The 13,384-nt window shown below is 64.6% G+C and carries 14 protein-coding genes; all 14 read right to left on the bottom strand.

Going from position 1 to position 13,384, the window contains the following annotated elements:
* Positions 1 to 338: 338 nt before the first annotated feature.
* Positions 339 to 1,691, bottom strand: coding sequence for a sensor histidine kinase (locus CFB50_RS20470; protein WP_089447035.1), 1,353 nt, complete (start codon positions 1,689 to 1,691; stop codon positions 339 to 341).
* 23 nt (positions 1,692 to 1,714) lie between these two features.
* The gene (locus CFB50_RS20465; RefSeq protein ID WP_089447034.1) at positions 1,715 to 2,389 is read right to left on the bottom strand and encodes a response regulator transcription factor; all 675 of its coding nucleotides are present in this window, start codon (positions 2,387 to 2,389) and stop codon (positions 1,715 to 1,717) included.
* 8 nt (positions 2,390 to 2,397) lie between these two features.
* The gene (locus CFB50_RS20460; protein ID WP_089448377.1) at positions 2,398 to 3,213 is read right to left on the bottom strand and encodes a MipA/OmpV family protein; all 816 of its coding nucleotides are present in this window, start codon (positions 3,211 to 3,213) and stop codon (positions 2,398 to 2,400) included.
* Positions 3,214 to 3,393: 180 nt separating this feature from the next.
* Positions 3,394 to 4,482 carry a porin gene (locus CFB50_RS20455; protein WP_089447033.1) on the bottom strand — a complete coding sequence of 363 codons (1,089 nt, stop codon included), beginning with the start codon at positions 4,480 to 4,482 and terminating at the stop codon, positions 3,394 to 3,396.
* Positions 4,483 to 4,675: 193 nt separating this feature from the next.
* Positions 4,676 to 5,011, bottom strand: coding sequence for a Rieske (2Fe-2S) protein (locus tag CFB50_RS20450; protein WP_089447032.1), 336 nt, complete (start codon positions 5,009 to 5,011; stop codon positions 4,676 to 4,678).
* A gap of 3 nt (positions 5,012 to 5,014) precedes the next feature.
* On the bottom strand, positions 5,015 to 5,326 hold the full coding sequence (locus CFB50_RS20445) for a YciI family protein (RefSeq protein WP_046549162.1): 312 nt from the start codon (positions 5,324 to 5,326) through the stop codon (positions 5,015 to 5,017).
* A 5-nt stretch (positions 5,327 to 5,331) separates the two neighbouring features.
* Complete coding sequence (locus CFB50_RS38865) at positions 5,332 to 5,475, bottom strand: hypothetical protein (RefSeq protein ID WP_373452965.1); 144 nt, start codon at positions 5,473 to 5,475, stop codon at positions 5,332 to 5,334.
* Positions 5,476 to 5,503: 28 nt separating this feature from the next.
* Positions 5,504 to 6,571: a maleylacetate reductase gene (locus CFB50_RS20440; RefSeq protein ID WP_089447031.1), complete on the bottom strand. Its 1,068-nt coding sequence runs from the start codon at positions 6,569 to 6,571 to the stop codon at positions 5,504 to 5,506.
* An 8-nt stretch (positions 6,572 to 6,579) separates the two neighbouring features.
* A complete protein-coding gene (locus CFB50_RS20435) occupies positions 6,580 to 8,046 on the bottom strand; it encodes an aldehyde dehydrogenase family protein (RefSeq protein ID WP_089447030.1) in 1,467 nt (488 codons plus the stop codon).
* Positions 8,047 to 8,097: 51 nt separating this feature from the next.
* Positions 8,098 to 9,117: a hydroxyquinol 1,2-dioxygenase gene (locus CFB50_RS20430; RefSeq protein ID WP_089447029.1), complete on the bottom strand. Its 1,020-nt coding sequence runs from the start codon at positions 9,115 to 9,117 to the stop codon at positions 8,098 to 8,100.
* 38 nt (positions 9,118 to 9,155) lie between these two features.
* The gene (locus CFB50_RS20425) at positions 9,156 to 9,650 is read right to left on the bottom strand and encodes a hydroxyquinol 1,2-dioxygenase (protein WP_089447028.1); all 495 of its coding nucleotides are present in this window, start codon (positions 9,648 to 9,650) and stop codon (positions 9,156 to 9,158) included.
* Between the two features lie 115 nt (positions 9,651 to 9,765).
* On the bottom strand, positions 9,766 to 10,695 hold the full coding sequence (locus CFB50_RS20420; protein WP_089447027.1) for a LysR family transcriptional regulator: 930 nt from the start codon (positions 10,693 to 10,695) through the stop codon (positions 9,766 to 9,768).
* 146 nt (positions 10,696 to 10,841) lie between these two features.
* Positions 10,842 to 12,095: an MFS transporter gene (locus tag CFB50_RS20415; protein WP_089447026.1), complete on the bottom strand. Its 1,254-nt coding sequence runs from the start codon at positions 12,093 to 12,095 to the stop codon at positions 10,842 to 10,844.
* 505 nt (positions 12,096 to 12,600) lie between these two features.
* The gene (locus CFB50_RS20410; RefSeq protein ID WP_089447025.1) at positions 12,601 to 13,215 is read right to left on the bottom strand and encodes an NIPSNAP family protein; all 615 of its coding nucleotides are present in this window, start codon (positions 13,213 to 13,215) and stop codon (positions 12,601 to 12,603) included.
* Positions 13,216 to 13,384 lie beyond the last annotated feature (169 nt).

The following is a 13,384-nucleotide window of genomic DNA, read 5'->3' as shown; positions in this document are numbered from 1 at the left end:
AAAACATCGGCGTAGAAAGTGACACCGTCGGCCGTCACCGCAGCGGAGCGCGAACAACGGGAAGCACTGCTGACCATCCTGCCATCTCAGCCTTCTCCAAGAAAGGTTGGGTAGCTCATCAAGGGCGGCGAGCGTCAAACAGAATCCCTCGTGTCCCCTAACGCTCAACGCATTAACCGAGGCCGAAACGAGACCATCGATCTTATGTTTCTCCAGATCGCTATGTGTTGCTCCAGCTTCGAACAAGGGACCTCGGAAAAGCCCTCCTTCGACCGCGCAGAACCTCCGATCCGGCCCTTGTACTGCGGGAACCCGGCCCGGCACGACAACCGCGCAGACTAAAACCACACGCTGAACCGCGTCCCCGTGGCCAGCACATCGACTGTCAGTTTCCACTGATGCGCCACGGCAATTTCCTTGCAGATTGCCAGCCCGAGACCGGCACCGTCATACCGTGAATCCGGCGCCCGCCAATATCGGTCGAAGAGCAGCGGAACATGCTCCCGCTGAATGCCCGGCCCCTCGTCGTCGATATGAATCGCCGTATCGAGTACGGTCAGCACGACCACGCCAGCCGTGGGCGAAGCGTTGATCGCGTTCTCGAGAATGTTCTTGAGCAGGATGAAGAGCGCCCCGCCATCAGCCTGGATGGGTGACACGGAGTCGCGCGCTTCGATATGGAGCTTCACCTGCTTCGCATCGGCCTTGCCGGCCAGCAAGCCAACGGCGTCTCGTGCGATTTCGACGCTGTTCACGTCGTCGAAGCTGAAGTTCTGCGCTTCGCTGACTTCCGCCAGATGCAGCAACTGCTTGACCTGCCGCGCCATCAGGTCGATCTCGCGAAGCAGAAGCGCCTTCTGCCGGATGTCGGGCTGCAGCTCGATCTGGCCTCTGACCAGCGTGAGCGGTGTCTGCAACTCATGCGCGGCGTCGGCCAGAAACCGCTGCTGAACCGCGAAGCCATTCTCGAGTCGCGTCAACGCATCGTTGAACGCATCGATCAGCGGCTTGATCTCACTCGGAATCCCGTCCGAAGACAGTCGCGTCTTCAGGTTGCGCGGCTCGATTCCGCTCGCGGCACGCGATACCTCCCGCAACGGCTTCAACACGCGGCTGATCGTCAGCGGCAGCGTCAGCCCGAAAATGATGGTCGCGATGAGCAGCACATAGCCGACGGTCTTCGGTATCGGCTCGATCTTCGACACGACAAGCGCATCGACAAGCTGCCTGCTTTGCGCAACCTGCACGTAATAATCGACGCCCCCTTTCGACATGCGCCGTGTGGCGACGGCGTATACCTTGCCATCGATCGTGGCGGACACCACCTTGCCGGCCGCCTTCGCGAGGTCTTCCGTCAGCCACGGCCGATTCCCGTTCGAAGGCACCGACGCCAGCCACAACCGCCCCGTCGAATCGAGCACGCGATACTTCACCTCGCTCGACAAGAGCCGGAACATCAGCGCCGGACGCTCGCCCAATTGCACGGATACCGGACGCCCGGCGTCGTCGAAGCTCAACCCGGTCACGACATGACCGATGATCTCCATCTGCTGCCGCCGCCCCAGGAACTCCGGATAGCGATCGAGGACATACACGGCGAGCGCAGACAGCAGCGCCAGGCTGATGGCGAACGCAACGACGTTGGTCATCCACAGACGCGTCGACAGGCGTCGAATCCAATGATGGAACATGGTTGCTTTCTTACCCAGAAGCGTCATGCGTCCCGCAGCGCGAAGCCGGCACCGCGAATATTGGTCAGCCGCACCGTTGCGCCGATCGCCGCCAGTTTCTTGCGCAAGCGATGCACGGTCACCTCGAGCGCGTTCGGCGTGACCGCCTCCCCGAGCCCCCACGCGGCATGCTCGAGTATCGAATGCCGCACCGTCCGGCCCGCGGCTTCCATCAAGCAAAGCATGACCTGCAACTCGGCCGGCGCAAGCGGTATCGTCCGATTACCGCAGCACATCGCGCGCTGCGGCGGGTCGACCGTCACATCCGCGAACGATGCGACGAGCGTCGTCAGCAGCGCCGGGCGCCGCATCAGCGTGCGCACGCGGGCGACGAGTTCGCTCATTTCGAACGGCTTGGTCACATAGTCGTCGGCCCCGCTTTCGAGTCCGTCGATGCGGTCATGCAACGCATCGCGTGCCGTCAGCATCAGGCAAGGCATCATGCGCCCCGCCGCGCGCAGCGTCCGCAGGAACGCCAGGCCGTCGCCGTCGGGCAATCCGCGGTCGATGATCAGCAGTGCGTAGTCGGCCTGGTCGACACCGTAGGCGGCTTCACTGACATTGCCGAAACGATCGGATTCGATTCCCGCACCGGCCAACGCCTGGCACAACATGTCGGCAAGGCGTTCATGATCCTCGACAATCGCAACTCTCGGCATACCCGCTCTCACTTGAATCGGTACATATAGCCCACTCTGGCTTCGGGAACGAACCGTCTTCCGACGATCGGACTGTCGGTGATGGCGTCGCCGAGACGCGACACGCCGACGTCCAGAAATATCGTCTGCTGCTTCGTCGGCCGGTAGTCGATACGCGTGCCGGCCGACACGTTCACTGTCGAACCCGCGCTGTAGGCGGCGCGTCCGGCGCGCGCCTCCGATGGTCGCACGCCGTAATAGTAGTCGACGTACTTGTTGCTCAGCCATTCCGCGCCGACATGCGGCGCGATCGAGAATTGGCCGAAAGCAAATGCCTTCTCGAAGCCGATCTTCGCGCGCTCGCCCTTGTTTCCGCCGAACAGGAAGCTGCCCGACAACGTACCGAACCCGGTGCCCCATGACAGTGCAGGCCCGTACCAGAATGCGCCCCTGCGATTCTCCATGCCGTTCAGGATCGGTGCGTCAGAGCCCTTGTATCCGTCGAAAAGCGAGAACTGGCCACGAAGCGCGACACTGACGCCGCTCCAGCTCCCGATTTTCAGATCGGCCGTGGTACCGATGACCTGTACCCATTTGTTGTCGAAATAGACCAGCGGAAACGGCAATACGCGAGTGCTGTCGCCCTTGTAGGTCGACGGCGCGAAGCCGACTCCGGCACCCAACCCCCAGCGCGTCACATTGGTCGCGTTGTTGAGGATGGTCAGCCCCGAATTATCGGCATCGGGCGGGATCATGCCGTCGTCCGCCCAGGCGGAAGCAGACGCAAATGCGAATGAAACGGCAAGCAGCAGTAACGGACGTTCGCGGCGGGAGGCTGTTTTCACAATCATTTTCCTGGAGTCGACGATCGAAACGGGGGCTACTGTAGGACCAGTCGACTTACCGCTCACTTACCAGGAAAATATCGTCGTGCTGCAAACCCTGCGGGAAATATCGGTGATGGGGAATATCAACGCAGGGCGAGCATGGGTCGCCCTGCGCGCTCGAAGAGGCAGCACACCCCGTCAGAACACCGTATGCAGCCCGATCCGCGCCACCGTCTGGCTCGCGGAACTCGACGCCCCGTTCGGATCGAGCACGCCATTGACCTGCGCATTCGCACCGTTGTTCGCACGTTGATAATCCGCCGACACATAAACCATCGTCCGCTTCGAGAACAGGTACTGAAGCGCCACGCTGACCTGATGCGCGTGGTTGTTGTTCACCGCTTCATTGCCCTTCATGTACATGTACTTCGCACCCAGCGCGACATCCGGCCTCACGTGCCACAATCCGCCCGCTTCGCCCATCCACACCCCGGCGTCGTTGAACGAGTTGTGTACAGTGGTCATCAGCGCATTCGCAGTCACGACACCGAAGTCGTAATGCATCCCGACGCCCCAGTTGCGCACGCTGGTGGACGGCACGCCGGGCGCAGGGCCGTACTTCTCGTTCGTATAGGCCGCGCCCACTCCGAATGGCCCCATCTCATAGTTCAATCCTGCACTGACCGCATTGTCCGCCCCGACCGACCCGGCCACCCCACCGAACGCATACATCGCGCCACCGGAAAAACCCGACACCGTCGGCGAGCTGTACTTGACGGAATTCGCGATCGGTTTGCTACCCGCCGTACGGTCCCAATCGAATGCACCGGTCGGATTATCCGGAAGCGCGAGACGTTGAAACGGCCCATTCCGAAAGCCGTACAGCCCCGAGATATCGCGTGAAATCGCGTTGTTCTTCGAAAACAGCGAATCCACCATGAAGTCGTACTGATTGCCCAGCGTGATACTGCCGAACCGGTTGCTTTCAAGGCCCACGTACGCATTGCGCCCGAAAATCCCCGTCCCGATGATCGCGCCGTTCGCCATCGAGAACTGGTTCACGAGCGCGAAGATCGCGCGATATCCGCCGCCGAGATCCTCCGTGCCGCGAAAGCCGAAGAGATTGGGCGCGAATATGCCGTCGTCGAACTTGACGTTCTTTCCGCCGCCCTCGTTGCTGACATAAGAGACGCCGGCGTCGATCAGCCCGAACATCGTCACGCTGCTCTGCGCCCATGCACCCTGCGCCACGGCGAGAATCACCACTGCTCCAAACCTGAGTTTCATTTTGTCTCCGTCTTTTTTATGACAAAGCGAGGCCACCCCCTGCTACGTGGCAGGTGCTCGCTCGGTACTGCACAAGGGATCGCCATCATTCAGGCGTCGATTACCAGACACCCGAAATATGATTAGCTTTACTGATTTAAAAACACGATAACGGACGCACTAACCGCCCCCTACTCGTCGAAACACACGCGAATCAAGCGCCTCGACAGACGACCCACGCAGCGGCATCCACCTCGACCGCCACGGCCTCCAGCGCCGAGCCCGAGCAAGGCCCGTCGATGCACACGCCATCGTCGAACCGGAACAGCGCGCTGTGATGGGCGCACATCAGCACTTGCGACCGGTAGCAGGAAACGCTACCCGGCACGAAATCGAGCGGCACCGAAAAGTGCGGGCAACGATTCACATAAGCCCACACCTGCTCACCGCGTCTCACGACGATCACGGGACGTCCGATACATGTTTCGTCGACGACCCGCGCGCCGCCGTCGGGCACGTCGGAAAAGTGGCAGAGTTGTCGTGCGTCCATGATTCACACTCTCTGCTCGGGGTTGCCGAGGCTCCAGTCCCACGGACGCACTTCCACGTGCGAGAACAGCCCTTCCTTCACGTACGGATCGTTGCCGATGAACTGCATCACCGCCTGAATGTCGTCCGCCTCCACGACGAGCAGCGTGCCGTTCATCGCGTCGCCGTGCGGGTCCAGCGTCGGGCCGCCGAGGCGCACCACCACGCCGTGCTGGTCGGCCGAGCGCAGGTAAGTCCGGTGAATCGGCCGCACGCGATCGCGCACGTCGCGCATGCCCGGCTGGTCCGTCGCAAACACCGCAAAAAATCTTGCCATGGCGGTCAGCTCCGATCGAGGACGAACGCATGCTGATGCCGCACGAGGCGCCGCATCAGCGTGCGCAAGCGCGGGCTCGGCGTGCCGTCGAAGCTGGCGACGACCGGCGCGGTCAGCGTGGCGTCACCGTCATGGTGGTCAAGGCTCATGGTTGTCTCCGTTGACGCATCGGGCCATTCATTGCGGCGCGCGCCCTTCCCATGCGCGCTGAAGCAGCGCGCGAATCGCCTCGCGTCCGATCGGCCGCGGATTCACATACGGGTTGCGGCACGCGAGGTCGGCCGCTTCGTCGAGGCCGGCCTCCGGCATCCCGAGGTCGGCCAGCGCCGGCGCGATGCCGAGCCGTGCGTTCAGCGCGAACAGCAGCGGGCCGGCTTCGGCCGCGTCGTTCCCGCCCAGCGCGCGCGCCACGCGGCGCAGCGCATCGGGCGCGGCGGCGTGGTTGTAGTGCGCGGTATGCGGCAGCATCGCCGCATGCGTCTGCGCGTGCGGCAGGTTGAAGGTGCCGCCGAGCGTGTGGCACAGCTTGTGATGCAGCGCCATGCCGACCGCGCCCAGGCAGGTTCCCGCGAGCCACGCGCCATACAACGCGCGGCTGCGCGCGTCGCGGTTCGCCGGCTCGCGCACGACCACGGGCAGTGCTTCGCCGAGCGCGCGGATCGATTCTTCCGCCATCAGGCTGATCACCGGGTTCGCGTCTTCCGCATAGAGCGCCTCGACGGCATGCGCCATCGCATTGATGCCCGATGCCGCGGAAATGTCCGGCGGCAGCGACAACGTCAGCGACGGGTCGTAGAGCACCGTCCGCGGCAGCACGCGCGCGTCGCGCCCGGTGCGCTTCAGCCGGCCTTCCGTGAGCCCGAAGATCGGCGTCATCTCCGAGCCCGCGTAAGTCGTCGGTACGGCCAGGATCGGCAGCACCGATTCGAGCGCGATCGCCTTGCCCAGCCCGATCGTCGACCCGCCGCCGATCGCGACGCAGCAGTCCGCTTCCAGCTCGCCGGCCATCTCGCGCGCCGCGTGCGCGACCTCGATCGGCACGTGCATGACCGCCTGCGCGCAGATGCCGGCCGCACGCTCGCCCAGGATCGCCGCCACGCGCTCGGCGAGCGGCCGCTGCTCGGGCGTGGACAGGATCAGCGCGCGGCGCGCGCCGAGCGTCGACAGCTCGTCCGGCAGCCTGTCGAGCGCGCCCCATTCGAATACCACGCGGGACGGGGTGCCCTGATAGACGAAGCGATCCATGGCGAACCTCAGCGCTTGAAGTGCGGCGGCACGTTGCCGTCGACGTTGACCCATACCGACCGCGCCTCGGTGTAGTCGTGCATCGCCTCGAAGCCCATCTCGCGGCCGTAGCCCGACTGGCCGACGCCGCCGAACGGGCTGCCCGGATTGACGCGCTTGTAGCAGTTGATCCAGCACATGCCCGCGTTGATCTGCGACGCCATCTTGTGTGCGCGGGAAAGATCCTTCGTCCACAGGCCGCTGCCCAGCCCGTATTCGGTTGCGTTTGCAATGGCCAGCGCCTCGTCGTCGCTGCCGAAGCGCAGCACCGTGACGAACGGGCCGAACACTTCCTCCTGCGCGACGCGGTCGGTCGCGCGCTTGGCCTCGATGACCGTCGGGCGCACGTAGTAGCCGTTGGCGAGCGCCGGGTCCTGCGGCGCGCCGCCGCCGGTGAGCACACGGCCGCCCTGCTCGCGCGCGACATCGACGAACGACAGCACGCGATCGAGGTGCTGCTTCGAGGTCAGCGGCCCCATCTCGGTGTTCGCATCGAGCGGATTGCCGATCCGGATCGACGACGCGAGCGCCACGAAGCGCTCGAGGAATGCATCCGCGATGCGTTCGTGCAGCACGAGACGCGAGCCGGCGATGCACGCCTGCCCCTGGTTGTGGAAGATCGCCCACGCGGCGCCGTTGATGGCCGCATCGAGATCGGCATCGTCGAACACGATGTTGGCGCCCTTGCCGCCCAGTTCGAGCTGCACGCGCTTCAGGTTGCCCTGCGACGCTTCGACAATCCGGCGGCCGGTGGCCGTCGATCCCGTGAACGCGATCTTGCCGACGCCCGGATGGTCGGCGAGCCGCTGGCCGGCCGTGTGCCCGTAGCCGGGGACGATGTTGACGACGCCGGCCGGAAACCCGACCTCGGCCATCAGCTCGACGATGCGCAGCGTCGACAGCGGCGTGATTTCCGACGGCTTGAGCACCACCGTGTTGCCGGCCGCGAGCGCCGGGCCCATCTTCCAGCTCGTGAACATCAGCGGAAAATTCCACGGCACGATCTGGCCGACGACACCGATCGGCGCGCGCTGCACGTAGTTCAGGAAGCCGGTTTCGACGGGAATCACCGAGCCTTGCAGCTTGTCGGCCATGCCGCCGAAGTAGCGGAAACAGGCGGCCGTGCGCGGCACGTCGAGCGCGCGCGAATCGCGGATCGGGTGCCCGGTGTCCAGCGATTCGAGCTGCGCCAGCTCCTCCGCATTAGCCTCGATCGCGTCGGCGAGGCGCAGCAGCAAGCGGCCGCGTTCGGCGGCCGGCAGCGCCGACCATTTGGGGAACGCGCGCGTCGCGGCTTCGACGGCCAGATCGACGTCCGCCGCGGTGGCGGCCGCGATCTTCGTGATGACGGAGCCGTCGTGCGGGTTCAGCACGTCGATCGTGCCGCGATCGACGGCGTCAACGAAGCGCCCGTCGATGAAGAGTTGGGTTTGCATGAATCGTCCTCGGTGTATGGCGTGAAGCGCAAGCGGAAACTGACGCGCCCCTCAGAACGCGATCGGATACGGCGCGAGCTCGCCGCTCTCGTAGCGTTGCGGCAGGTTCGGCGTCGCGTTTTCCCAGACCAGCAGCATCGACCGCTTCGTGGAGTAGCCCTGATGCCGGATGTCGGCGGGCATCGCACAGATGTCGCCGGCGCGCATCGTCACGCGGGCGCGCGGCGCGCCGGTGTTCTTGTCGCCGATGTCCCACACGATTTCGTCGGACAGTTGCAGGAACCATTCGACGCGGTCGTTGCCATGGAACACCGGCAGGATGAATTCCTCGGTGGTCGGGCAGAACAGGCTGCGCCCGCACACCGACGTGACCGACGGATTCCACGTCACGTCCGAGCGCGACAGGTACTTGAACAGGTTGAACGCGTGCAGCTCGCCTTCGAAGCCCGGCTCGACATGCACTTCCGGTTCATCCTGCGCGACGTCGAGGAACGCGCGGTTGACCGGCAGGTCGTCGCGCAGCGGCGAATCGCCTTCGAGGCCCGGCATGCGGCGCGTCGCGATCCGCGTGCGCTCGATCGCCGAGCCGTTCTCGCCGTGCTTGCGTCCGAACGCGGTGCCGGTTTCCTCGGGCGCCGCGAACGGATCGAAGCCTTCGTTCGTCCAGTCGTGCAGCATCGCCTTGAAGGTCGCCATGATCGTGGGCGTTTCGAAGGTCTCGGTGTAGTCCACGCCGGCGTCCTTCAGGATGCCGTTGAAGGTGCCCGCATACATGTCCACCTTGCCGTAGTGATTGCGCGTGCCGAACACGTGGTCGAAGTTCACCCAGCCGTAGAAGAAGCCCCATGCCACGTCGCGCATCATCGCGCGCAGGAACGCATCCGCCGGCATCGCGTGCGTGCGGGTCTGGCCTTTCGCGGGCCAGCTGATCTTCACGAAATACTCGTCGCGCTGGAATTCGAATGCGCCGAGCTGGAAGCGGCGGTAGCCGGTGACGGCATCGGCTTCGGTCGATCGCACCAGATCGGCCGCAAAGCCTGCGGAAGTGTCGAAAGTGTCGAGGGTGGCCATAACGTGTCTCCTGGAAGTGTCGAATGAGGTCGGACGAATCAGTGCAGGCAGATGTCGGCCCACTTCTCCACGGACAGCTCGCCCAGGATGGTCTGCACGAGTGCGACGCCCGGCCGGCTGGCGGTGAAGCGGTATGCACAGCCGGCCGGCAGCAGCGCCTGATGGCCCTGGCGCAATACGACGTAGCCCATCTTACGGCCGGCCGGTTGCGTGCCGGCGTTCACGGTGCCGTGCCCCGATTGCGGCGGCGTATCGAGCTTGATGAATTCGATCCGGACTTCGCCATCCATCTGGATCACGAATTCGTCGTGCGAGCACGCGAACCACGGCGACTGGCCGTCGGTCCGCAGCACTTCGATCACGTATTCGAGGTTCTTGCCGGCGACGACCTTTTCGTAAGGGGCCGACTTCGATGCGACCTCGAAGACATTCGAGAACGCGTAGTGTTGAGCGCTGCCGCTGGTGATTTCGATCTCGCCTTTCTTGTAACTGTCGAGCGAGCCAAAGACGGTGTGGAATGCCGTGTCGGTCATTTCTGTCTCCTGAGTTGAACCGCTTGTTGGATTCCACTCTAGGGGCAAGGGCCCACCGCAACAAGGCACGGGACGGCGACTACGGCATTTGCGTTTCGCGAATAATCCGCGCGGTTCAACGCACCCAGCCACGCTCCAGAAGGGGACGATCCCACGGCGATTCGTCGCCGATGGTTTCCGCGAGGAATTCGACCAGCGTCTTCACCTTCAACGCCTGTCGCTGCGTGGCGGGATAAACCGCGGCAAAGCTCAGCGGCGCGAGCTGGAAGTCGGTGAGAATGGGCACCAACCGGCCGGCGACGAGCGCCTTGCTCGCCACCAGCGTGGGCAGGCACACGACACCGCCGCCGGACAGCGCGTACTCGCGCAGCAGGTGCACGGAGTTCGAGCGGATCATGCCCGGCAGCTCCATTTCGACGACTTCGTCGCCGCGCGTCATCGTCCAGCGGTTGCGCGACGGATAGCCCGAATAGAGCGCGGTGGTGTGCTGCAGCAGGTCGCGCGGATGTTGTGGCGCACCATGCGCGTCGAGGTAGGCGGGCGACGCGCAAAACAGGCGTCTGACGGTGAACAGCCGCCGTTCGATCAGCGACTCGGAGATCGGCGGAAAGATCTGGAACGCGATGTCGAACCCTTCTTCGACAGGGTCCACGACACGGTCATTGACGATGACGTCGAGCTGGATGCCCGGGTAGCGCCGGTTGAACTCCATCAGCGGCGCGCCGAAGTGATCGAGCGCGAAACCGGGCAGCATCTGGATGCGCAGCCGCCCGGTCGGGGTCGCGCGAAGCTCGCGCATCTGGTCGGTCAGCTCGTTGACGCGCCCCACCACCTCCGCGCACTCGCGATAGAACGCCTCGCCCACTTCGGACAGGCGCACGTGGCGTGTGCTGCGATGGAACATCGGCGCGTTGACGAACTTCTCGAGCTGCTGGATGCGGTTCGTCACGACCGAGCTGGTCACGCCGAGCTGCCGCGCCGCCTCGGCGAAGCTGCTCGCCTCCGCCACCCTGACGAATGCCTCGATGCTCAGGAACCGGTCCATACCGCGCCCTTTTTCGACAGCGAAACCGGCAGTCTACCCGTGCGAGTAACGGGCTGGGTCATGCGGGAAGCGTCACTCTGTCACCCAATCGATGTCAATCGCCGATGACACCCGCCCCCGCATGCGCCGCCGTGCCCGCACGGGCCTTACCGCGATTGCTCGCCGGCCGCCAGTTCCGGCTGCACCGCCACGCGACGCTGCAGCACGGCCGGTGCGGTTTCCTTCAGCAGCAGGCTGACCACGATGCCCAGCATGACCGAGCACATCGGCAGCCACAGAATGTTCTGGATGCCAAAGTGTGCGGCGACATAGCCGCCCATCGCCGGCGCGATGCCGCCGCCGAAGATCTCGCCGACACCGACCACCATACCGATCGACGTCGACACGAGCCCGATGGGCGCGGCCTCGGTCGCCACCGGGCCGGACAGCAGCGACACCAGCCCGAGCGTGAAGAACGACGCGACGAACAGCACCCCGAACAGCGCGAGCGGCTGCGGGCCGAGGCCGCGGAAGATATAGAGCATCACGGCCGTCCCCGCGAAGCCGACGATGCTCGCGAGGCGGCGGCCGACCAGATCGGACAGGCCCGGCAACCCGAACTGCCCGAGAAAACCGCCGAAGCCGATCGCCGACACGACGAGGCCCATCTTCTGCGTGCCGAGCGCCAGGTAATCGGTCAGGTACAGCGGCAGCAGCGCGCCGAGCACGAATACGCCCGTCATCGCGCAGCACAGCGCGGCCATCGCCACGAGGATGTTGCGGCTCTTGAGCACATGGCCGAGCGACGCCGGCGCATGCTCCGACGCGACGGCCTTCGTGACCTTCGGCTCGCGGATGACGAAGAACATGATCGCGCCGAGGATCAGGCCGGGTACGGCTACGAGCGCGAAGACCCAGCGCCACGACACGAAGCCGAGCAGCTGCGTCGCGATGATCGGCGACAGCGCGAGCCCGAACAGCGCGAAGCCGCTTTGCTGCAGGCCGAGGTTCAGCCCGCGCCGCCGCGGATGCGACGCGTCGGCCGTCGCGGCAAAGCTCGTCGGGCAGAACGAGCCCTCCGCGACGCCCATCAGGCCGCGAATCGCCATCAGCCCGAGCAGGCCGCCCGCGAGCCCCGAGAAGCCCGACAGCAGCGAGAACGCGATGATGGCCGGAATCAGCACCTTGCGGCGGCCGATCTTGTCGGAGATGCCGCCCATCAGCGCCGCGAAGATCCCCCACGACAGGCCGAGCACGCCGATGCAGTTGCCGACGTCCTGCGCGTTCAGGTTGAGGTCCTTCATGATCGAAGGGAACAGCGGCGCGATCAGCCAGCGATCGAGGCCGACCAGCCCGAAGCCGAGCGCCAGCAGCGTGACCGCCTTCCATTCGTATGAGGTATCCCACTCGTTTGCTTTCATGTCCGTCTCCGTGGACACAGGTTCGCCTGCGCGCGCCGCAGCTGCGCATGAGCCAGGTCCGATGTCTTTTGTGTGCGACGCGAATCGCGAGGAAGTGCCGGCTGGCGTTCGGGTGCAACGCGTTGGGTTCAATCAGCCGACGTCACCACGATAGGGGCACGGCCGCCAATCGGGTATGGAACAACCGGCGAACGCGCCATTCGCGAAACGCAAATAATCGCGGGCGATGGGCGGGAAGCATCGACGGAGAGGCGCGGAGCGAACGAAAGCGGCGCTGAAGCGGCGCTCATTCGCGTGTTACGGGGGAATCCCTCATAGACATCGAGGCTTCGGCATTGCGCCGCATGAACACGGCGTACAGCCATTCGGGAACGCCCCGGCAGTGGCTGGCTTGCCGCAGCTCCGCTGCGATACGCGGGCACGCCAGCCGCTGCCGGCAATCGATACGGCAGCTGCCTTCGCATCGTGCGGGGCAGCGCGATTGCCGCGACGCTTCACCGGGCATTCAACCCAGCGGAGACCACGCTTCCGGCAGGCAAATCGTCGACGTAGCCCGCTCGATCTGCTGCGGTCCGCCCTTCGGCGGCCAGAGCCCCTCGGCATAGTGGCGCGCGCGCAATGCCATGCGCTCCTCGAGGCTCGAGAACCCCCAGATATGGGCGATGCGAGGCGGGCCGTCGATCGCGTACATGTTGGCGACGAGATGAGCCGTATAGGCTTCGGCCGGGCCGACGGCCTGTTTCCACGCGGCGATCGTCGGCGCGATCCCGGCCGGTTTGAGCCAATAGCGGCGGAATTCGTAGAACCTGCCGAGTGTCGACGGCTCGATCTCGGGCAGGAACGGAAACAGTTCGTAGGTTTCCATGCTGAGACCCACATCGGCACCGCTGATATTGAACGGCCCGCCGCTCATCAACGCACGTCGACGCTCCTGCTGCAGTTCGTCGATTTCGTCGAAGCCTCGCAGCACGACGATCTGCCCCAATTCGCCGATTTCCGAACGCCATGCGCCGAGGAGACGCCCCGCGGCCCCCGGATCCGTTACCCATCGGTGCGCCCCAGCCGAAACGGCATCCTGCTCCAGCAGCAAACACGACAACGTCGTCAGTTCATACTGCATCTCGACAATCCCTCGCAAAATGGGCCGTGGACACGCAAATCGCACCCGCCTGCCCCAATAAAAATAAATTCCCCCAATCCACATTCTGATAAAACGTTATTCCATATCAAGCTGAATCGCCAGCCGACTTTAGATCCTTTTTCCCACCTGTCCCCCGTATCATTTCTTC

The organism is Burkholderia sp. AU33423 (assembly GCF_002223135.1).
Lineage (GTDB): Bacteria > Pseudomonadota > Gammaproteobacteria > Burkholderiales > Burkholderiaceae > Burkholderia > Burkholderia lata_D.
The sequence above is the reverse complement of the archived record's forward strand: the minus strand, read 5'-3'. Positions and strand labels throughout refer to the sequence as shown.